Genomic DNA, 19,822 nt, shown 5'->3' on the forward strand with positions numbered 1-19,822 from the left:
GATGTTGGATTTTGGTGCAGACGCAGATATCGTTGCTCCACAATTATTGGGCTGCACGTTATCCTATGGACCCGTGACGATTGAGATCACGGAGGTGGAAGCCTATCTGCATGGCACCGACGAAGCTGCGCACAGTTTCCGTGGCAAAACGCCCGCCAATGCCGCATTGTGGGGGCCAGGTGGCCATCTTTATGTTTATATCTCGTATGGAATTCACCGCTGCTGCAATCTGGTGTGTGGACCAGACGGCACTGGTCAGGGATGTTTGATCCGTGCCGGACGCGTGCTTAGCGGCGAGGAGGAGGCGCGAAGCCGCAGAGGTGAGGTGAGTTTTGCGCGGCTAGCGTCTGGGCCGGGTAACGTTGGCAAGGCCTTGGGGCTTGGCATCGAGCACAATCATCTTCCCGTGCACCAGATTCCAAGTGAGGCCGTCGACACGCATGTTTCTGCCGACGCACCGAGGCATCCGCGACTTGGGGCACGCGCACAGGAACCAGAATGGGTCGCTGGGCCGCGCATCGGCATTTCGAAAAATGTAGATGCCCCGTTGCGGTTTTGGATTCCAGGTGATCAGACTGTTACCAGCCCGAAGCGCCCGCCGAAGAAGTAGCCCGGTTTCCTAGGGCCGGTGTATTAAGATAGAGCGGAACAAAAGTGACCCCATACCAGGCATAGTGACCGACTGCCTGATCCGCTCCAAGAAAGGAGCTGCACCAGTGCGCGCAGATGCCCAAGCCAACCGTGAAGCCATTATTCGGGCTTCTCATCGTCTGTTCCGGCAACAGGGGATTGATGTGACATTTCGCGCCATCGCTGCGGAGGCCGAGGTTGGCGTGGCCACAGTGCACCGGAATTTTCCGGACCGGTGGGCATTAATTTTGGCAGTTGGTGATTACGTCTACACGCAACACCGCGAAATCATCGAAAAATATGATGCGCGCTGGGATGACGACCCGTGGCAAGCGTGGACCAATGTGGTTGTCGAACTCGTGGAACAGGGAATAGGCCCGTTGAGCGAGCAGGTATCGCGGTATGCCGAACGCGAAGACCTCGTCGAACAATTCGCCAGCGTGGTGCGCAACCGCGATATGCAACCATTCGAAAAATTACTGGCAAAGGCCGCGCACCACGGTTTTGTATCGGAGGATTTGCACGCCAAACGTTTTATTATCACCATCGGCGTGCTGTCCCGGAAACTCACCAGCGTGGCTAGCGATATTCTTCCTGACCACCAGCGGTGGATGACGCAGCTGGTGCTTGCAGGCCTTGCACAAGCACCTACGACTGTCGAGTTGCGCCGGGTAGATCCCGAATAATCGCGTGTAGGCTGCGTGCGGTGCGATCCGTTTCTTGCAGCATCAGCGGATCAGTGCCCGGCATTGGGGAGATTGTGGTATCTGGCATCTGTGCATGCGTAGGAATGCCGATGATGTGCAGCCGAGAATCCTGGCTGCCGTCCGGGTGAATCGTCCGACGAGTAGTGATGTCAGTTTCCGGCGAACCAGTCTGGGCACCGTCGACCGCAAACGGACGGATTCGACCAGAAGCAAACAATGACTGGCTGAGCAGATCCGCGGGGAAACGGATATCGGGCTTCGGCAACCAAGCGTCGACAAGTGTGGCAGCACTAGCCCGGCGCGCAGCAACCCCCGAACCGCAGGTCAGCATAAACTCGTCCGCGCTGATTTCCAGTTGTGGGTGCGCACCGAGGAATTCCACCAGGCCGACGTCGACAAGCGCGAGCAACTGCTGGGACCGAAACAGTGGTGGGCCCGACCCTACCATCTGGCCCAAAGCCATGACCTCATGCAAGTTTGGTGATGCGGAATCCTGGGTGAATTTTCCTTGGCTACCGGCAATGCCGACGTGTTTACGGCACGAGGCAAATACCCACAGAGCGGCTTTGATCGGCGAATCTGTGCCCTGGAGGGCCTCGTCGATATCGCGGGCCAGTGAATCTGCAACCTGGCTGGTCGATTCTGCACGTGGGTGAAAATAAGGCTGTAAATCACAAAACTCAGAAGTATGCTGTGCCAATGCACCGTGTACACCGTACGAGTCCAGCAGCACGTGCACTGGGGTGGAATCTATGACAGAGATAATCTCATCCAGACTGGTCATAATCGCGTCTGGGCGCACACGTGCCAGGGTGCGGTAAAAAGCTTCGAACGCATCACGGATAATTGCCGGGGCGAAATCGGTGGAGAAATCAATCCGTGCCCAGTTTTGTGCTGCCGCCAATGCGTCCTGCAGCCGCGCCATCTGTGCCTTGGGCGGGAGTGATCCATAATCTGATTTGGGCAAGAATGGATAGCCGCGGCGGGAAGTGACCACGAACCGTGGCTCCGTGCCGCTAGCCCGGTACCGCAACCCGGAACGGCTGGTGGGGTCCACCTCAAAGAAACCACCACGTCCCAGTGTGCACAATGCCATGAGATCAAAAAATCCCATGCCCAATCCACGCACCAGCACGGGCTGCCCGGCCGGTATCATCTCGACAGGCTGTTCCACAGGGTTATTTGGGCCGATCCAGCGTAGGTTTTCAGACTGGTTGGCAGCACGCAATTGGTATTGTTCGTCGTTATCCGCGTTCAGCACCCAACCGGTGGCAAGAACGGTGGCGTGCGCGGAAATGGTGGTGCCGTCGGCCAGCGTGATGAGGTCATAGTCCCGGGTGTCACAGTCTGGGGCGTCATAGTAACGGGCATCACAGTCTGAGGAGCTGTCTGCGTTGCCAGCCTGCGCATCCCGGGCGGCCTGCTGGATACGGATAGCACGCGAGTTGTGCTCGACAACGTCCACGGAATCCGGCAATTGTGCCACGGCGACCCGGTATACCCAGCGTAAATACTCGCCATAAAGTGCCCGCGAAGGATTGGATTGCTCCACGGTGCCAGTGAGTTCTTCGCGGTAATTCTCAGCTATGCCAGTCCGCGGTGGGTGCTGGCGGAAAAGTTTTTGTTTCGCTGCGACTACCTCGGCATCAGTATCATAATTCAGGGTGCCGGCGTCGAGTGCTGCCAGCAGGTCATCGCCACGAATCAGCCGAATCCATTCGTAGAGTGTTGGCCCGGACAATACGGGTGCGCCGACCGAGGAACCTGGCTCTGTGAACAATGTGACGGCGTCTGCTAGCGTGTTCATGCATAGCGTGCGGGTTTGGGTAGTATCCCAGACGCGTCCGGCACCGATTTGTGAATCATCGATGATGTGGACGGTAACGCGTGGGTGAGTGTGCTGCGTTTGTCCTGACTGGGAGTGCTTGTCAGACGCCGCGCGCAGATACTCTGCCAGACGTTCCAACACGGAGATTCCCCGTGGACCGGCGCCAATAAGTGCGAGGTGGGTTGTGCTCATGAAAAATCCAATCCAATATCCAGCACTTGCACTGAATGGGTCAGTGCACCTACCGCAATATAATCGACCCCGGTGGTGCCATATTCACCGGCCTGTTCCAGCGACAAACCTCCGGAGGCTTCCAGCTTGGTGGCCGGGCTAAGCTCTTGTCGACGCGTTACGGCGGCGTGGACTTCAGTAGGAGTGAAATTATCGAGCAACACGATGTCCGGGTGCAGCGGCAGGATGTCGTCGAGTTGCTCCAGGGTATCGACTTCTACTTCGCAAGGAACGTGCGGGGCGCGTTCGCGCACCAGGCGTAGCGCCTGGCTGACACTACCTCCGGCGGCGTAGACATGGTTGTCTTTGATCATGGCGGCATCGCCCAGGCCCATGCGGTGATTACTGCCACCACCAGCGCGGACCGAGTATTTTTGCAGCTCGCGCATTCCGGGCAAAGTTTTGCGGGTATCGCGCACACCGGCCTGCGGAATCACGGTATGGTGTGTGGCTTTTTGGGCCGCCGCGTGCTCGATTGCACGCACCCACCGGCGGGTTTCCGTTGCGATACCGCTGGCGTGCGAGATGAGATTGAGTAGCGTGCGTTCAGCAGCGAGTACCAGCCGAGTGTTCGCAGTGATCGTTGCCAAGCGCTGCCCTGCGGCCACCTCTGTGCCGTCGCGGCATTCCAGCGTGAGGTGGAAAGCCTGTGACGAGTGAGCATCGGCATGGCTATCGCCTGCGGGTGCGTCGGCAAGTGAGATGCCCCCACTGGCTAGCCGCTGGGCGGTAGCGGAAAATACCGGCTCGACCAGACCCAGCCCAGCGATGACTCCATCCTGGCGCGCATTCAGTTCGGCGGTACAGGTGGCATCAGCGGCCACCGTAGCCAAGGAGGTGTGATCTGGCCCGTAGGCGAAATCTTCGTCTAAAGCTCTAGTGATCAGGGCAGAGCAATCAGGTAACTGCAGGGGGTCCATTTACTCGGCACCGCCAGGGTTGCCGATGGTGATCATGGCCTCGAGTGATTTGCGCGCAGCATCCGCGATGTTTTTCTCCACCGTGATTTCGTCGGTTTCGGTTTCCAGGCAGTGCACTAGGGCTTCCGGCGTGATCATCTTCATGTATTTGCATTCAGCGCGGTCGTTGACGGCTTGAAAATCAATGTCCGGTGCTGCCTGGTGCAGCTGGTGCAGCATGCCGGTTTCGGTAGCCACCAGCACCTTGTTGTGCGGCTGCTTTTGTGCCTGGGTGATCATCTGCCCAGTAGAAAGCATATGCACACGCTCCTGCGGCACTAAGCCTTCGTTAGCTAAGTACAGCGCGGAATTGGCACAACCGCATTCGGGGTGGATATAGAGATCAGCCGAGGGATTATCCTGGGTTTGTTGCGTTAATTGTTCCGCACTGATACCTGCATGCACGTGGCATTCGCCAGCCCAAATGTGCATATTTTCCCGGCCAGTTTCGCGTTGTACATAAGCGCCTAAAAACTGGTCTGGGCAGAAAAGAATTTCTTGGTCTGCGGGCAAGGAATTGACCACATCGACGGCATTCGACGAGGTGCAGCACACGTCGGTCAGGGCCTTCACATCAGCGGTGGTATTGACGTAGCTGACCACCAGTGCATCGGGGTGCTCGGCTTTCCACTCGTGAAGTTGTTCTGCCGTAATCGAATCGGCCAAGGAACAACCAGCACGCGCATCCGGTATCAACACCTTCTTGTTTGGCGAGAGGATTTTCGCGGATTCTGCCATGAAGTGCACACCGCAAAACACGATGATGTCTGCATCGGTTTCTGCGGCCTTCCGGGACAGCGCCAGTGAATCACCCGTGTGATGGGCTACGTCCTGGATTTCTGGAATTTGGTAATTATGAGCCAAGATCACAGCGTTGCGTTGTGCTGCCAGCTCGCGCACCCGGTTGGCCCATGCGGTGTAGCCTCCCGGAAGGCTCCGGTTCGCGGCGGTTGCATCATTGTGTTTCGCAGCAGTGCTGGTATCAACAGCAGTGCTGGTATCGAAATGAGGATCAGAAACAGTGTCAGTAGTAGGACGCGTGAGATGCGCGCTGGTACGAGTCACAAAAGCTCCCAAAAAGCAGTCATAGTCACAGGAAACAGATGTACATACCGTACTAAAAATCATCAGCGAACTACCAGCTACGACTAAGCCACGACCAGTGCGGCCGGGGCATACAACACTGCAGAATTACAGCTGCAGCGAGCCATTTGCCAACCCGACGGCGGCGATGATCGCAGCGACGAAGACCACGACCACGATTGACCACTCAAAACCGTTGAATAGCTTTTCCCGGCGCGAGATTCGCGTAAGAACGTAAGGAATAATTCCGGGCACAACTGCGAGTGCGCCGAAAAGAATATAAACCGGATCGGCGGCATAAATAAGCCATATCGAATAGATAAAAGCGACGGCGCCGATGAATAAATGCGTGTGGTTTTCCCGCCGGGAAATCTCGGGCCCGGAGAGATCAAACCTGGTGCCTGCGTGCGGGTGGGTGATGCCTTTGCCGCGCAGAGCCAGCAGTAATAGGTACAGCGAGGAGAAGATATAGGGCAGCAGGTACATGACGGTGGCCAGCTGCACCATGGAAATATAGGCGGTTTCGTTTAGGAAGAATACGATGACAGCGAATTGAATGACCGAGGTGGAAATCAGCTGCGCCATCCATGGTGCCCCGGCCGCATTGATGGATCCGGTGCGTTTGGGCAGCAGGCCGTCGATAGCCATCATGGTCAATGGTTCAGCACACAGCATCTGCCAGGAAACATAGGCACCCAGCACGGAGATGCACAATCCGATTGAGATCAGTAGCCCACCGACCGGGCCAATCGCTGCTTCGAGTACTGCGGCCATGGAGTTATCGGGTAAAGCTGCTAGTTCCTCTTGGCTTAACACACCAAAAGATAGTGTTGCCACTGATACCAACAGCACAAGAACGGAGACAAAGCCCAGGACAGTGGCACGCCCGACGTCGGTACGCTGCCTAGCCTGCTTGGAATACACCGAGGCGCCTTCGACACCGATGAATACCCAGACGGTAAACAACATGATGCCTTGGACCTGTTCGAACACAGAGCCTTCGGTGGAGTCATGGCCCCAGAAATCCAGGGTGAAGGTATCCCAGCTGAAGCCGAAAAACAGTAACAACACGATAAACGCCAGGATGGGCACCAGCTTGGCGACGGTTACTACCGTGTTCATAATCGCGGCTTGTTTCACCCCACGGCTCAGTAGGGCGAAAATTATCCAGGTCATCACACTGACCGAGATGAAAGAGGCCCACCGGTTGGACTCGCTAAACAGCGGAATATAGTGGCCGATGGTGTTGAAAAACAGCGTGGCGTAGCCCACCTGGGCGATCACCGAGCCCAGCCAATAGCCCCAGCCTGAGGCAAAGCCAATGAAATCGCCTAACCCAGCGCGCACATACGAATACACTCCGGAATCGAGATGTGGTTTGCGGTGCGCCAGAATCTGGAACACAAATGCCACTGAGAGCATGCCCACGCCGGCGATTGCCCACCCGATGAGCATCGCACCTGGTGCGGCAACCGAGGCGATATTTTGCGGCAACGAGAAGATGCCGGCGCCAACACAGGAGCCGATGATCAGTGCTACCAGTGACCACATTGTCACGGTGTGCTTGGATTTTCCGTCTCCTGAGTGCTGCGAATCTGTGCCGGTGGGGGATGTGGCTGCAACCCCGTGTGAGGGCGCGGTGTTCGAAGTTCTCGCATGTGGCTCGCTGTGCATGATGGTAAAGCTACCCTGGAAAACCCTGGATGCGAAAGGTGGGGTGGGTATAGCGGGCACGGTTGCTTATAAGATTGTGGCCATGACTGTTCTGCTTCTTGATCCTCGTTGGCCCGAACAAATCCCGTTGGAAGTATTCAGTGGTGTCTATGGGCCAGTGAGTTATACCGAGGAAGTGCCGGTGTCGGTGCGGTGGAGCCTCGGCGACATCATCAGTGGAACAGACCCTGTTGGCCAGGGGCTTTTGGTCAGCACTAATGAGGCAGATCAGCGAGTGCTGGACCGATTGGACCGCGGTGAGCGTGTGATTGCTGCCCGCTCGCGCGATGATCAACTGCATATTGCCCGCCAGGTGATGCAGCGCGCCCGCGATATTGGTGAGTTTGAACTTCTGCAGACGCATAAAACTCTCGTGCCGTATTTACGGGAGGAAGTCGCTGAGCTTGCCGACGTTATCGAGTCTGCCGAAACCAATAGCGATATTGACGACGGCCAGCTGGTGCGCGAGCTCGGTGATGTCCTGCTGCAATTGTTGTTTCATGCGGAGCTTGGGCGGCGTCGTCAAGCGTTTAGTCTGGATGATGTGGCAGCGAGTTTCATCGCGAAAATGCGTTCACGGGCGCCGTACCTTTTCGATGGCACCAGCACCGTGGTGTCGCAAGAAGACCAAGACCGGCTGTGGGCAGAGGGTAAGCGTGCGGAACAGGCGCGAGGATAGGTTTATTCCACCATGGATTATTCAGTGCAAAGTGGGAGAACCGGCTGCCTAAAAGTAGGTTGTGCTTCAGTGCTGGGGATAGTGTTGATTATCTCTGTGGTGTTGTGGCTACTGTCTTTTGTTGATGGACCGTCGGTGACCCGCCAGCTGCAGCCGGTGCCGGATAACGTGCCGCCGGCGGCTGGGCAGGAAGTGCCCTCGATTGACGTGCATAGCGACGGGCGCACTGCCGATAAGCTCACCTACTGGTCTGATGGCCTAGCCGACGACACTGGGATCCCGGAGCAGGCATTGCGGGCGTATGGAAACGCGGAGTTGATTGCCCGCGATGCGTGGCCGTCATGCAATCTGGATTGGACAACGTTGGCGGGCATAGGTTGGGTCGAAACGCGCCACGGCAGTTATGCCGGCAACTGGTTCGATAGACCTTCCATTGGGCAGGATGGCCGGGTAGATCCACCGATTATCGGGATTGCGTTGGATGGCACCAATAACACTGTGCACATCCCGGATACCGATGGCGGTGAATTCGATAACGACGAGGTTTATGACCGTGCCGTTGGCCCGATGCAGTTTATTCCGCAAACCTGGCACCGCTATGGATTGGATGCTTCCGGGGACGGGTTTGCGGACCCGCAGCACATCGACGATGCTGCGTTGGCGGCTGCGAATTTGTTGTGCACTGATGGCCGAAACTTGGATGATGCCCAAACCTGGACCGAGGCGATTTTGTCGTATAACAACTCAAACGATTACGTCCTCAAAGTCCGTGATGCCGCGAATTCTTATGCCATTGACCAGCCCGCATCCCGCTAGTGCGGGGTGCCTGTTACAGCTGGGAAGAAAATCTGGAACAATTAAGTGTGTTCACTGCACCTGACAAGGCGCACGACTGCGCATTAATTCTCTGAGGAGGCCCAGCCAGTGGCTGATATTATGCACGTTTTCGCTCGTGAGATCCTGGATTCGCGAGGCAACCCTACCGTGGAAGCAGAAGTTGTTCTGGACGACGGCGCCCATGGCCGCGCCGGGGTACCGTCTGGTGCTTCTACTGGTGAGCACGAAGCTCATGAGCTGCGCGACGGTGGCAAGCGTTACCTGGGTAAGGGCGTTCTGCAAGCGGTCGAAAACGTCAACGAAGTCATTGCTGATGAGTTGGCCGGCCAGGTAGCTGATGATCAGCGGCTGATCGATGCAGCAATGCTGCAGCTGGATGGTACCGAGAACAAATCCAAATTGGGTGCCAACGCGATTTTGGGCGTATCCATGGCAGTGGCCAAGGCTGCCGCTGATTCTGCAGCGTTGCCGCTATATCGCTATATTGGCGGCCCGAACGCCCACGTTTTGCCGGTACCGATGATGAATATCCTCAACGGTGGCGCGCACGCGGATTCCGGCGTCGATGTGCAGGAATTTATGATCGCACCATTGTCTGCCACCAGTTTTGCTGAAGCGTTGCAGCAGGGCGCTGAGGTTTATCACGCGTTGAAGGCCGTACTGAAAGAACGCGGCCTTTCCACTGGTCTCGGCGATGAAGGCGGATTCGCGCCGTCCGTGGAATCGACCCGCGCTGCTTTGGACGTTATCGTCGATGCCATCAAGCAAGCCGGTTATGAGCCTGGTAAAGACGTCGCGTTGGCCTTGGATGTTGCTTCTTCGGAGTTTTACGACAACGGCTCGTATAAGTTCGAAGGCGCTGAACTTTCCGGCGAGGAAATGGCGCAGGTCTATGCCGAACTGATTGACGAGTACCCAATCGTGTCGATCGAGGACCCATTGGATGAAAACGACTGGGACGGCTACGTTAACCTCACCCGGGAGATTGGCGACAAGGTACAAATCGTCGGTGATGATTTCTTCGTCACCAATCCTCAGCGCTTGCGTGAGGGAATCGACAAGGGAGCAGCGAATGCGCTGCTGGTGAAGGTCAACCAAATTGGTACCTTGACAGAAACTTTCGATGCGGTAGAACTGGCACACCGTAACGGCTATCGAACGATGATGTCGCACCGTTCCGGTGAAACCGAAGACACCACCATTGCCGATTTGGCGGTCGCATTATCGTGTGGCCAGATTAAAACGGGTGCACCGGCCCGTTCTGAGCGTGTAGCCAAGTACAACCGTTTGCTGCGTATCGAAGAAGAACTCGATGCTGCCGCGCGTTACGCTGGGCGGGATGCATTCCCACGTTTCCGGGGCTAAAACCCGCGCTGGATACTACCCTGCGCTGGATGCTAATTCGAGGAGATCATGACTGAGCGTAAAAAATCTACGCTGCGGACACGGACCACCGTGCCCGTTTCTTCTCGTACCGCCGGGCAGAATGGTGCTGCCCGGAATCCAAAGGCCCCGAAAAAACTGCACCAGCGATTCGATTTGATCAGCATCGGCGTGATGGTTTCTGTGGTGCTGGTGATTTTGGTCTCTGTGGCAGTACCACTGCGCAATTATTATGAAGGCAGGGCAGAAATTGCCCGTTTGGAAGATTCCATCGCCGCGAAGCAGGCCGAAAAGTTGGCGCTTGGAGAAGAAATAGAGCGTTATCACGACGAAGATTTTGTTCGTGAGCAAGCGCGGCGCCGCTTTGGCTTGGTAGCACCTGGTGAGACTGCTTACCGTATTTTGGATCCACGTATTACCGATAATGATTCGGTCACGACCTCACGGCAAGACTATGAAGAAGCCCGTCCGTGGTACGAGGTGTTGTGGGATTCGATCGCAGAACCACCGGAAGCAGTAGAGCCACCCGAGTCACCGGAGCCTGTCGGTGGGAGCGGAAGTCCGGATGATCCGGAAGAACCGGATGCGGAGCCAGCCCCGGATGCCCACGATCCAGCAGAAGAAACCGCCCTGTAAGCGTACTGGTACCAGTTGCGCGTAGCGAGTTGTTTCATGCGAGAATAGGCGGCATGAGTGTTTCTTCCGCCGAGCTTGCTGTCGTCGAAAAGCAATTGGGGCGTCGACCACGCGGCGTCGTCGAGATCTCCTATCGCACCCCTGATGGCCAACCAGCCGTGATTAAAACAACGCCGAAACTTCCTGACGGCACCCCGTTTCCGACGCTGTTTTACCTCACTGATCCGCGTCTTACGGCAGAGGCTTCCCGTCTTGAGGTGGCACACGTGATGAAGTGGATGGAATCACGGTTGGCGAACGATGACACGCTTGCTAATGATTACCGGCGTGCGCACGAGGCTTTTTTGCTTGAGCGCAACGAATTGGAAGACCTGGGCACAGATTTTTCTGGCGGAGGCATGCCAGAGCGTGTGAAATGTCTGCATGTGCTGATTGCCTATGCGCTGGCCAAGGGGCCGGACCACTTTCGGCTGGGTACGGAAGCCGTGGCCATGGCGGCAGACCATGGAAACCTGCGAGGGATTGCTATCCCGGTGGATTGGCCCTCGTGCGAAGCTTTGGGGATTAACCTCGACGATTTTGATTTCAGTAACGCCTAAGTAACGTCAAGAAGAAGGATTTTTATGACGCGCATTGCAGCCGTGGACTGTGGTACAAACTCGATCCGTTTGCTGATCAGCGACATTACCCGCACTAGTAGTGCGCCGTCTGGATTTACAGCTAACGAAGTCACGCGCCGAATGGAGATCGTGCGCCTGGGGCAGAGTGTGGATGCTACCGGCGAGCTTGCCCCGGATGCGATTGAACGTACCCGCAAAGCCTTGCGGAATTACGTCAACATCATGAAATTCGAGAATGTGGAAAAGGTGCGCATGGTTGCTACGGCCGCGGTGCGTGATGCAAAAAACAATCGCGAGTTTTTTTCCATGACCGCGGAACTGCTCGGTGAAGTAGAAAGCGGCGCGCAAGCCGAAGTTATTACCGGCGAAGAAGAAGCAGAGTTGTCCTTTTTGGGGGCAGTGCAGGATCTTACCGACGATGCCGGCCCGTTTTGCGTCATTGATTTGGGTGGTGGCTCGACAGAATTCATCGTCAGTGAAAAAGGCAAAGAGTTGCTTGGAGCACATTCTGCAGCAATGGGCTGCGTGCGTATTACTGAGCGTATGATGCCGTCTGATCCACCGAGTGAGACGGAGATTGAAATCGCCGATGATTTCGTCGCCGAGCGCATGTCTGAGGTGGAGAAACTGGTGCCGATTGACAAAGCACGTACCGTCGTTGGTTGTGCTGGAACCTTCACGACGCTGTCGGCGCTGGCACAAGGCCTGGAGCACTACGATCCGGAACAGATCCATGGTTCGGTGTTACGCTTTGCAGCGCTGCGAGTGTTGTTGGATCAGGTAATTCACACTTCTGCTGCAGAGCGTGCGCAAAACCCCGTGGTGCACCCTGGCCGTGCCGATGTACTTGGTGGTGGGGCAGTGGCTGTCCGCGGCATAATGGACATGATTGAACGTCATAGCGGTGTGCGTGAGTTCGTCATTAGTGAAAAAGATATCCTGGATGGGGTGATCTGGAAACTAGCGGGAACACTTGCTGTGCTAAAGTAAATAGCCGTGCCATGCTCAGCTCGTAGTAGCTGATGGTGTGGTATTTGCCCCCATAGCCCAATTGGCAGAGGCGGTGGACTTAAAATCCATACAGTGTCGGTTCGAGCCCGACTGGGGGCACTATGACCAGCGGAAAGCTGGACGGGATCATCTAAACCCGAAGACTTCCCAGAAAATCCCCACAAGTACTCACAGCGATGAGGCGCACCGCAGATAATTCATTCTCGATTGTGGGAACTATTTTGCCTCTCGCATCGTTACACTAGGTGAGAAACGTACCACCCATGACACGAAAGGCACGGGATTTCTACAGTGCGTAACAGCAACCCCGTTATGAGTAACTTGTCTGCTGGGGCCAACGGAAATGGCAACAGTGCTGGTTTCCGGCAGCAGATGGACTACAACGCTTACGATAATTACGGCGGGCAGGGCGGCTACGCCCCAACGAGCCAGCAGCAAGAAGCTGACCGCCCGATGACTGTCGACGACGTCGTCACCAAGACTGGTATCACGCTGGGTGTTATCATTCTGTTTGCCGTCGTGAATTTCGGCATTGGCCTGGTGAATCCACAGATCGCGATGATGGCAACATTTGCCGGTGCCATTGCTGGATTTGTCACCGTATTGGTCGCTTCCTTCGGCAAGAAATGGGGATCACCGGTTGTGACCCTGCTTTACGCCGTTTTTGAAGGCTTGTTTGTCGGTGGAATCTCGCTGGTCTTTTCCGGCATGCACGTCGGCGAAGCCAACGCGGCGAGCCTGATCGGTCAGGCTGTCCTGGGTACTGTGGGTGTATTCTTGGGCATGCTCATTGTGTATAAGACCGGTGCAGTGAAAGTTACCCCGCGTTTCAACAAGATCCTGACCTCCTGCATCATTGGTGTCGTTGTTTTGATGTTGGGCAACTTCCTATTGGCGATGTTTACTGGCAATAACCCGTTGCGCGATGGTGGAATTTTGGCGATTATTTTCTCGCTGGTCTGCATTGGCTTGGCCGCTGCATCGTTCTTGACCGATTTTGATGCTGCTGATCGTATGATCCGCGCCGGTGCACCATCCAAGATGGCCTGGGGCGTTGCATTGGGTCTGGCTGTGACCTTGGTCTGGCTCTACACTGAGATTTTGCGTCTGCTGTCGTACTTCCAGCAGCGCTAGAGCCCGACTATTTGTAGCTTTCGCACGGTAAGGTAAATACCGTGCGAGCATAGGAAAACTCCGGTGGGCATGTGATTGCTAATAAGCGGTCTAGCCCACCGGAGTTTTGTGTGTACTATTCAGCGGCTACGGAGTAACCAGTTGCCCGTCGACCCAGATTTCTGAAAAGACGGTGCCCTGTGCGGATTCTACGGGGCTGCGAAGAACTAATGAGACGCTGTTATTGTCTGAATCTTGTGCGCTGGCTTTCGCTGAATCGGAATCCCACGAGTCCCACTTGAGCTTCGTTAAGCGTTCGTCGGGGGTGAGCGCAATCCAACACGATATGGTCAGGTTTTTTCTCAGGGGTTCCTAGGCAGTTGATGAAGCCGATTGTTTTCCCTGTGGGGGTGCGTGGGCCAGTGGTTTTCGTGGCCCCTGCAGAACCCCTCGCGGAATCTTCAGAGGCCTTGGCTAATTCAGCGTCTTCGTCGTCGTCCAGCTCGGACTCGGTTCCACCGATCACGGTTTCTGTGGCCTGTACGGATTGGCCGTTTCCGCTGGTGCCAGTGCCTGTGGTGCCGTCGGTAGCAGTGGTGCCAGGTTCAGCGGTCTCAGCGCCCGCAGGGGCGCTGGAGCTTGGTGCCTCGAAAGTATTACCAGTTTCAACCTTCTGATCCGAAGGGTTTTCATTCGGAGGGGTGCAGGCAGCCAATGTGAGGGCTGCTGCAGAAACTCCGGTTACGGCGAATTTACGGTAGTTAGTCATGGGAAAATCCTTACTTATTTTTCGTCGCGTGGGGTAGCGTACAACGCGGAGTCATAAGGTGCGGCCGAGTCAACGGTGACCTTGATGACGTTGCCGTTTGGTGCGGAGTATTGGCGGGTTTCGCCTTCTTCGGCGCCCAAGATGGCTGCACCGAGCGGGGACTGTTCCGAGTAGGTTTCCAAGTTTTCGTTGTCCGTGGCTGCGGCGCGTGTACCGATCAAGAAGGTTTCTTTGTTTTCTGGATCCTCGTTGTAGTGCACGTGGACGACGGAACCGACGTTGGCAACACCTTCTTGAACACCGGTGCGCTCGGTGGTGGAGTTCGCGAGAATCTCCGAGATGTGCTTGATGCGGGCCTCTTCTTGATCCTGCATCTCACGCGCAGCGTCGTAGCCGGCGTTTTCTTTCAAGTCGCCTTCTTCGCGGCGTTCGTTAATCTCAGCAGCGACTACCGGGCGGTGGTCGATCAGAGCCTGCAATTCTTCTTCCAGCTTTGCCTTGGTCTCTGGCGTAATGTACTGCTTTTGGTTTTCAGCCATGTCCGTGTGAAACCTTCCTTAGATTCTTCTGGTTGCGCAAATGGCTGTGCAAAATTCTGGTGTTTGCACTCGCTGTGTTGCGACGATTCTGCCTAGATCTTAACGCATATGCCCGTGTAATTTTGCCCAGGGCTTCAGAGATTCTGCCCGCACCATTCCACTGTGTAGTATCTGTGCACAGCCTTCTCGGCGTACTCGATGCATTCGATGAATTACCTTAGGGAGTCTCCGCACGAGCTAGTTATTATTTAATAACCCGCTAGTCACCGAGATCCAGATGAGTAGGAATCGTGCCGGAACAACCATAGACACCGCCGGCTACGGCTTTTTCGCCTGCGCGTACCGGGACGTCGACGCTGAGACGTTCAGTGCGCTTCTCGCCGGATGACATGGGAATTTCTACGCGACCGACTTCGGCTTTTTCATAGTTAAAAGCTTGTACGATGCAATACGCAGGTACTTCCGGGTCTTCGCGCGTGATGTCTACCCACACCCGCAATGTGTCATCATCGGGGTATTCCTGACTGAGAAGCGTGATTTCGGCGGCAGGTGCGTCGGCGTTAAATAACCGGAAAAGGCCCCAGGAACCAATTGCCAACATCAGCACTACAAGGGCCACCAAAATTTTTCCGGTGAGGTTGCTCCCAGAGGTGGCAGAGCCAATTGAACCCCTCGAGCCATTCGGGCCCTTGGAGCCAGGTGAACCGTACCGTGCGCGCTTGCGAGTGCTCATTCTTCGCATCTTAAGGCAGGTGTATCGGCCAGTACAATTAGGTAATATAATCAATTTGAGAAAATATCACGCGACTGTGCGAAAGGACCGATGTGAGCTACCGGTTGCTGTCTATCCATGCCCACCCCGATGACGAGGCATCAAAAGGCGCAGCTACGACCGCGATGTATGCGCACAATGGTCACGAAGTCATGATTGTCACCTGCACGGGTGGTGAGCGCGGTGACATTATCAACCCGGCAATGGATAAGCCCGGGGTGAAAGAAAACATGCAGGCTGTGCGCCATGAAGAAATGGCCGAGTCGGTGCGTGCATTGGGGGTGCAGCACAAGTGGATGGGCTATGTGGATTCAGGTCTGCCGCAGGGTGATCCGATGCCACCGCTTCCCGACGGCTGTTTTGCTCGCGAGGACAGCATGAAGGTCGCCACCGAGCTAATTGAAATCATTCGTGAGTTCAAGCCGCACGTCATCATGACTTATGATGAAAACGGCGGCTACCCGCATCCAGATCACTTAAAGGTCCATGAAATCAGCATGATCGCATGGGAGCGCGCTGGCGACCCAGAGTTTCTTTCGGAAGTTCCTGCCTGGGAGCCGCTGAAACTGTATTACAGCCACGGCTTTGTGTATCAGCGCATGGAAATGTTCCACAACCGGTTGTTGGCGCAAGGAAAGTCCTCGCCGTATGGCCCGATGATGGAACGTTGGGATCCGCATTTGGCGGATATCATGTCGCGTGTGACCACACAGGTGGAGTGCAGTGACTATTTCTCGCACCGCGAGGCCGCATTGCGCGCACACGCTACCCAAATCGATCCTGCGGGTGCGTTCATGGCTACTGATGTTTCCACCCAACAGGAACTCTGGCCCACAGAAGAATATGAACTGGCACGCAGCAGGGTAGAAACAGAACTGCCGGAGACTGATTTGTTTGCCGGTTTGGAGGGAACCGACTGATGCAGATTTCACTGCTGTCGACGTTGCACGCCTCACTATCGCACGTCGTCTATACCGCCGATGAGGTGTTTTACTGGGCACAAAACCAGGTGCACGAAGGCCCGATGGGGCCGGAGTTTGGCAAAGCCTCGCCGATCGGTTTGCTGGTTATCGTGTCCTTACTGGTCGCGGTTCTGGTTTTGGGCTGGTCTTTTCATCGTCGGCAGTCGAAGTTCCGCCGTCGGCGCGCGTTTGCGGAAGATCATGGTTTGGATCCTTTTGATGTCGAGGCTGTTGAAGCTGCAATGCGTGAAGTCGACGTGCACGATCGGCGGTAGGGATGAAACTGCGGGAATTGGTCTACCCAATTTATGAAGCACGCATTCGGCGTAGCCTGAAAGGACGCCCACAGCCGAAACACGTCGCGATCATGGCCGATGGCAACCGGCGCTGGGCGCGCGAATCTGGGTTTACCGATATCAGTCAGGGGCACCGTCGTGGTGCACACAAGATCGCCGAACTCGTCTCGTGGTGCGCAGAGACTGAAGTCGACGTTGTCACCTGCTATTTATTGTCCACGGAAAACCTCCGGCGTTCCCCAGAAGAGTTAAATCTGCTTTTTGACATCATCACTGACGTTGTGGTGCAGCTTGCGCAGGGGGAACCAGACTGTCAGGTTCGTCTGGTCGGCCATTTGGATTTGTTACCAGACGAGGTGGCCCAGCGCATGGAGCAAGCAGCGGCAACGACCCGGGATAACACGGGGGTGATCGTTAACGTGGCTGTGGGCTATGGCGGGCGACAAGAAATCGTCGATGCTGTGCAAAAACTTATACGCGCCGAGGCGAACAAGGGGCGGTCTGCCGACGAAATTGCGGACGCTGTCACCGCCGAGTCGATTTCGCACCACTTGTACACCAAAGGTTTGCCCGACCCGGACTTGGTGATCCGAACTTCGGGTGAGCAGCGGTTGTCGGGCTTTTTGTTGTGGCAGGCAGCCTACTCGGAAATCTGGTTTACCGATACTTACTGGCCCGCGTTTCGCAAAATTGATTTCTTCCGGGCGCTGCGCGAATTTTCGCAGCGTTCACGACGTTTTGGTAAATAGGCAACCAGGCGGATAGCTTCTTGCACGCAGGTGCGACGGTTATAGTTTGCGTAGCCGCACCTTTTCGACCAGGTGATCCTGATTTTTGCGTAGTACCAACGACGCCCGCACGCGCGTCGGCAAGATATTTTCCACCAGGTTGGGCAGGTTGATGGACTGCCAGATCTCGCGGGCTTCGGCGCGTGCTGCGGCTTCTTCCAAATCAGCGAAGTGGGCAAAGTGAGCACCCGGCTCTCGGAATGCGGTGCGCCGCAGTTTTAAGAATCTCTCGATGTACCAGCTCTCGATATCGTCGATATGAGCGTCGACATAGACCGAAAAATCCACAAGGTCGGAAACCATGAGCGTACGGCCGGTTTGCAATACGTTCAGGCCCTCAATGATCAAAATGTCTGGTTGGCGGATGCGCTGAACTTCACCAGGCAAAATGTCATAGGCGGTGTGGGAATATACCGGTGCGTGGGCCTCGGGCGCGCCCGATTTTACCTCTGTGACAAAACGTAACAATCCACGCTGGTCATAGGATTCCGGGAAGCCTTTGCGCTTCATCAACCCACGCTTTTTCAATTCTGCGGTGGGCAACAAGAAACCGTCGGTGGGCACGAGATCAACGCGCTGGTGTTTGTCCCACTTTTGTAACAACACTTGCAGCAGGCGGGCGGTAGTGGACTTGCCGACGGCTACTGATCCCGCGACTGCGATGATAAACGGCACCTTTTCTGGTGGATGCCCCAGGAACTGCTGGGCGGCATCGTTAACCCGGCGGTGGGCTTCGATCTGGAAATGCAGCAGACGAGCCAGCGGTAGGTAGACGTCGGCAACCTCGTCGAGGTCAATATTCTCCCCGATTCCAGCGAGTTCGGAGACTTCGTCTTCCGTCAATAATTGGGGAACGGATTTGCGCAGGTTACGCCAATGTTCGCGGGAAAAATCCAGGTAGGGGCTGGTAGTCATAGTAGGTATTGTCTCATTGCTGCTTGGTGTTATTGTTATAAGCATTATAATCGCCACCTGCGTGCAGAAAGGCCCGCTTTGATGTTTGAATCCCCGCTGTCTGAGTTTGACCCAGAGGTAGCTGCTGCCATCGACGGAGAAATCTCCCGTCAACGTGGAACCTTGGAAATGATTGCCTCGGAAAACTTTGTGCCACGCGCGGTGTTGCAGGCACAAGGTTCGGTACTGACCAATAAGTACGCTGAGGGCTACCCGGGTCGTCGCTACTACGGTGGTTGCGAGCACGTCGACGTTATTGAAGACCTCGCCCGACAGCGTGCTAAGGATCTATTTGGTGCAGAATTTGCCAACGTACAGCCACACTCGGGTGCACAGGCCAACGCTGCGGTTTTGGCGTCGCTGATCAAACCAGGCGACAAGATCATGGGATTGTCCCTGGCACACGGTGGGCACCTGACCCACGGCATGAAGCTGAACTTTTCCGGCAAGCTGTATGAGGTTGCTGCATACGAGGTGGACCCGGAAACCCATCGCATCGATATGGACAAGGTCCGCGAGCAGGCTTTGGCAGAAAAGCCACAGGTGATCATCGCTGGTTGGTCGGCATACTCGCGGCGCTTGGATTTCGAAGCCTTCCGTTCCATCGCTGATGAAGTTGGCGCTTATCTGTGGACTGATATGGCACACTTCGCTGGTCTGGTGGCTGCTGATCTGTACCCATCGCCAGTTCCACACTCTGATATTGTCTCTTCCACCGTGCATAAGACCTTGGGCGGCCCACGTTCTGGTCTGATTCTGGCAAAGCAGGATTATGCTAAGCAGATCAACTCTGCTGTATTCCCAGGCCAGCAGGGTGGTCCGTTGATGCACGCGGTGGCTGCGAAGGCAGTGTCGTTCAAGGTTGCTGCTACTGAAGAATTCCGTGAGCGCCAGCAGCGCACTATCGACGGCGCGCGCATCTTGGCAGAGCGCTTGACTGCACAAGATTGCCAGGATTCTGGTATCTCCGTGCTCACTGGCGGCACCGATACCCACTTGGTTTTGGCGGATCTGCGGAACTCGGAACTAGACGGTCAGCAGGCGGAAGACCGCCTGCACGAGGTAGGAATCACCGTTAACCGCAATGCGGTGCCGAACGATCCACGTCCACCAATGGTGACTTCTGGTTTGCGCATCGGTGCTTCGGCGCTGGCGACCCGTGGTTTCGACGAGAAGGCTTTTGAGGAAACCGCCGATGTCATTGCACAGGCTTTGCTGGGCAAAGATGTGGCACAGCTGCGTAACCGCGTTGAGAAGCTGACCCAGGACTTCCCACTGTATGAGGGCCTGGAAGACTGGAAGCTGGTTTAGT

The 19,822-nt window shown here is 55.8% G+C and carries 21 protein-coding genes and 1 tRNA gene; 14 read left to right on the forward strand and 8 right to left on the reverse strand.

Going from position 1 to position 19,822, the window contains the following annotated elements; translation table 11 throughout:
• Nucleotide 1: 1 nt before the first annotated feature.
• The gene (locus QP888_RS05295; RefSeq protein ID WP_284812466.1) at nucleotides 2-610 is read left to right on the forward strand and encodes a DNA-3-methyladenine glycosylase; all 609 of its coding nucleotides are present in this window, start codon (nucleotides 2-4) and stop codon (nucleotides 608-610) included.
• Between the two features lie 106 nt (nucleotides 611-716).
• Nucleotides 717-1,316, forward strand: a complete 600-nt coding sequence (locus QP888_RS05300; RefSeq protein ID WP_284812467.1) for a TetR/AcrR family transcriptional regulator — start codon at nucleotides 717-719, stop codon at nucleotides 1,314-1,316.
• On the opposite strand, the gene QP888_RS05305 is transcribed toward QP888_RS05300, so the two are convergent.
• The 4 genes from QP888_RS05305 to QP888_RS05320 all read right to left on the reverse strand — a co-directional run bounded on the left by QP888_RS05305 (nucleotide 1,279) and on the right by QP888_RS05320 (nucleotide 6,989).
• Nucleotides 1,279-3,357, reverse strand: coding sequence for an FAD/NAD(P)-binding protein (locus tag QP888_RS05305; protein WP_284812468.1), 2,079 nt, complete (start codon nucleotides 3,355-3,357; stop codon nucleotides 1,279-1,281). The two genes, QP888_RS05300 and QP888_RS05305, sit on opposite strands and share 38 nt — an antisense overlap.
• Nucleotides 3,354-4,316, reverse strand: coding sequence for a carboxylating nicotinate-nucleotide diphosphorylase (nadC, locus tag QP888_RS05310; protein WP_284812469.1), 963 nt, complete (start codon nucleotides 4,314-4,316; stop codon nucleotides 3,354-3,356). The genes QP888_RS05305 and nadC overlap by 4 nt, the downstream gene beginning before the upstream one ends.
• Nucleotides 4,317-5,420: a quinolinate synthase NadA gene (gene nadA / locus QP888_RS05315; protein ID WP_284812470.1), complete on the reverse strand. Its 1,104-nt coding sequence runs from the start codon at nucleotides 5,418-5,420 to the stop codon at nucleotides 4,317-4,319.
• A 126-nt stretch (nucleotides 5,421-5,546) separates the two neighbouring features.
• Nucleotides 5,547-6,989, reverse strand: coding sequence for a basic amino acid/polyamine antiporter (locus QP888_RS05320; protein ID WP_284812471.1), 1,443 nt, complete (start codon nucleotides 6,987-6,989; stop codon nucleotides 5,547-5,549).
• Between QP888_RS05320 and QP888_RS05325 the strand changes: the two genes are divergently transcribed.
• From QP888_RS05325 to QP888_RS05360, 8 genes are all read left to right on the forward strand, one after another.
• Complete coding sequence (locus tag QP888_RS05325) at nucleotides 6,964-7,830, forward strand: MazG nucleotide pyrophosphohydrolase domain-containing protein (protein ID WP_350338230.1); 867 nt, start codon at nucleotides 6,964-6,966, stop codon at nucleotides 7,828-7,830. The genes QP888_RS05320 and QP888_RS05325 overlap by 26 nt on opposite strands.
• A gap of 12 nt (nucleotides 7,831-7,842) precedes the next feature.
• Entirely contained in the window at nucleotides 7,843-8,646 is an 804-nt protein-coding gene (locus QP888_RS05330; protein WP_284812472.1) for a lytic transglycosylase domain-containing protein, read from the forward strand.
• A gap of 108 nt (nucleotides 8,647-8,754) precedes the next feature.
• Nucleotides 8,755-10,032: a phosphopyruvate hydratase gene (gene eno / locus QP888_RS05335; protein ID WP_284812473.1), complete on the forward strand. Its 1,278-nt coding sequence runs from the start codon at nucleotides 8,755-8,757 to the stop codon at nucleotides 10,030-10,032.
• A 48-nt stretch (nucleotides 10,033-10,080) separates the two neighbouring features.
• A complete protein-coding gene (locus QP888_RS05340) occupies nucleotides 10,081-10,686 on the forward strand; it encodes a septum formation initiator family protein (protein ID WP_284812474.1) in 606 nt (201 codons plus the stop codon).
• Between the two features lie 53 nt (nucleotides 10,687-10,739).
• Nucleotides 10,740-11,285: a DUF501 domain-containing protein gene (locus QP888_RS05345; protein WP_284812475.1), complete on the forward strand. Its 546-nt coding sequence runs from the start codon at nucleotides 10,740-10,742 to the stop codon at nucleotides 11,283-11,285.
• Nucleotides 11,286-11,309: 24 nt separating this feature from the next.
• On the forward strand, nucleotides 11,310-12,296 hold the full coding sequence (locus tag QP888_RS05350) for a Ppx/GppA phosphatase family protein (RefSeq protein WP_284812476.1): 987 nt from the start codon (nucleotides 11,310-11,312) through the stop codon (nucleotides 12,294-12,296).
• 46 nt (nucleotides 12,297-12,342) lie between these two features.
• A tRNA-Leu gene (locus QP888_RS05355) sits at nucleotides 12,343-12,416 on the forward strand.
• Nucleotides 12,417-12,608: 192 nt separating this feature from the next.
• Nucleotides 12,609-13,451, forward strand: coding sequence for a Bax inhibitor-1/YccA family protein (locus QP888_RS05360; protein WP_284812477.1), 843 nt, complete (start codon nucleotides 12,609-12,611; stop codon nucleotides 13,449-13,451).
• A 220-nt stretch (nucleotides 13,452-13,671) separates the two neighbouring features.
• On the opposite strand, the gene QP888_RS05365 is transcribed toward QP888_RS05360, so the two are convergent.
• The 3 genes from QP888_RS05365 to QP888_RS05375 form a co-directional block, all read right to left on the reverse strand.
• Nucleotides 13,672-14,199: a hypothetical protein gene (locus tag QP888_RS05365; RefSeq protein ID WP_284812478.1), complete on the reverse strand. Its 528-nt coding sequence runs from the start codon at nucleotides 14,197-14,199 to the stop codon at nucleotides 13,672-13,674.
• Between the two features lie 14 nt (nucleotides 14,200-14,213).
• On the reverse strand, nucleotides 14,214-14,738 hold the full coding sequence (greA, locus tag QP888_RS05370; RefSeq protein WP_284812479.1) for a transcription elongation factor GreA: 525 nt from the start codon (nucleotides 14,736-14,738) through the stop codon (nucleotides 14,214-14,216).
• 259 nt (nucleotides 14,739-14,997) lie between these two features.
• Nucleotides 14,998-15,471, reverse strand: a complete 474-nt coding sequence (locus QP888_RS05375; protein WP_284812480.1) for a DUF4307 domain-containing protein — start codon at nucleotides 15,469-15,471, stop codon at nucleotides 14,998-15,000.
• A gap of 92 nt (nucleotides 15,472-15,563) precedes the next feature.
• Between QP888_RS05375 and mca the strand changes: the two genes are divergently transcribed.
• The 3 genes from mca to QP888_RS05390 are packed head-to-tail and all read left to right on the forward strand — an operon-like array spanning nucleotide 15,564 to nucleotide 17,517.
• Complete coding sequence (gene mca, locus QP888_RS05380) at nucleotides 15,564-16,430, forward strand: mycothiol conjugate amidase Mca (protein WP_284812481.1); 867 nt, start codon at nucleotides 15,564-15,566, stop codon at nucleotides 16,428-16,430.
• The gene (locus QP888_RS05385) at nucleotides 16,430-16,747 is read left to right on the forward strand and encodes a hypothetical protein (RefSeq protein ID WP_502869119.1); all 318 of its coding nucleotides are present in this window, start codon (nucleotides 16,430-16,432) and stop codon (nucleotides 16,745-16,747) included. Before mca ends, QP888_RS05385 begins: the two co-directional genes overlap by 1 nt.
• A gap of 2 nt (nucleotides 16,748-16,749) precedes the next feature.
• On the forward strand, nucleotides 16,750-17,517 hold the full coding sequence (locus QP888_RS05390; RefSeq protein WP_284812482.1) for an isoprenyl transferase: 768 nt from the start codon (nucleotides 16,750-16,752) through the stop codon (nucleotides 17,515-17,517).
• A gap of 39 nt (nucleotides 17,518-17,556) precedes the next feature.
• Here the strand turns inward: QP888_RS05390 and coaA are convergent, their stop codons facing one another.
• The gene (gene coaA / locus QP888_RS05395) at nucleotides 17,557-18,471 is read right to left on the reverse strand and encodes a type I pantothenate kinase (protein WP_502869121.1); all 915 of its coding nucleotides are present in this window, start codon (nucleotides 18,469-18,471) and stop codon (nucleotides 17,557-17,559) included.
• 81 nt (nucleotides 18,472-18,552) lie between these two features.
• Here coaA and glyA point away from each other — a divergent pair, with 81 nt between their 5' ends.
• Complete coding sequence (gene glyA / locus QP888_RS05400) at nucleotides 18,553-19,821, forward strand: serine hydroxymethyltransferase (protein WP_284812483.1); 1,269 nt, start codon at nucleotides 18,553-18,555, stop codon at nucleotides 19,819-19,821.
• The last annotated feature ends 1 nt before the right edge of the window (nucleotide 19,822 follow it).

This window comes from Corynebacterium sp. MSK297, from assembly GCF_030232885.1.
GTDB lineage: Bacteria > Actinomycetota > Actinomycetes > Mycobacteriales > Mycobacteriaceae > Corynebacterium.

Coding starts and splice junctions, on each gene's coding strand:
- QP888_RS05295 (WP_284812466.1), top strand. CDS start 2: ATGTTGGATTTTGGTGCAGACGCAGATATCGTTGCTCCACAATTATTG.
- QP888_RS05305 (WP_284812468.1), bottom strand. CDS start 3,357: ATGAGCACAACCCACCTCGCACTTATTGGCGCCGGTCCACGGGGAATC.
- nadC (WP_284812469.1), bottom strand. CDS start 4,316: ATGGACCCCCTGCAGTTACCTGATTGCTCTGCCCTGATCACTAGAGCT.
- QP888_RS05325 (WP_350338230.1), top strand. CDS start 6,964: ATGATCAGTGCTACCAGTGACCACATTGTCACGGTGTGCTTGGATTTT.
- QP888_RS05320 (WP_284812471.1), bottom strand. CDS start 6,989: ATGTGGTCACTGGTAGCACTGATCATCGGCTCCTGTGTTGGCGCCGGC.
- QP888_RS05330 (WP_284812472.1), top strand. CDS start 7,843: ATGGATTATTCAGTGCAAAGTGGGAGAACCGGCTGCCTAAAAGTAGGT.
- QP888_RS05340 (WP_284812474.1), top strand. CDS start 10,081: ATGACTGAGCGTAAAAAATCTACGCTGCGGACACGGACCACCGTGCCC.
- QP888_RS05345 (WP_284812475.1), top strand. CDS start 10,740: ATGAGTGTTTCTTCCGCCGAGCTTGCTGTCGTCGAAAAGCAATTGGGG.
- QP888_RS05350 (WP_284812476.1), top strand. CDS start 11,310: ATGACGCGCATTGCAGCCGTGGACTGTGGTACAAACTCGATCCGTTTG.
- QP888_RS05365 (WP_284812478.1), bottom strand. CDS start 14,199: ATGACTAACTACCGTAAATTCGCCGTAACCGGAGTTTCTGCAGCAGCC.
- greA (WP_284812479.1), bottom strand. CDS start 14,738: ATGGCTGAAAACCAAAAGCAGTACATTACGCCAGAGACCAAGGCAAAG.
- QP888_RS05375 (WP_284812480.1), bottom strand. CDS start 15,471: ATGAGCACTCGCAAGCGCGCACGGTACGGTTCACCTGGCTCCAAGGGC.
- QP888_RS05385 (WP_502869119.1), top strand. CDS start 16,430: ATGCAGATTTCACTGCTGTCGACGTTGCACGCCTCACTATCGCACGTC.
- QP888_RS05390 (WP_284812482.1), top strand. CDS start 16,750: ATGAAACTGCGGGAATTGGTCTACCCAATTTATGAAGCACGCATTCGG.
- coaA (WP_502869121.1), bottom strand. CDS start 18,471: ATGACTACCAGCCCCTACCTGGATTTTTCCCGCGAACATTGGCGTAAC.
- glyA (WP_284812483.1), top strand. CDS start 18,553: ATGTTTGAATCCCCGCTGTCTGAGTTTGACCCAGAGGTAGCTGCTGCC.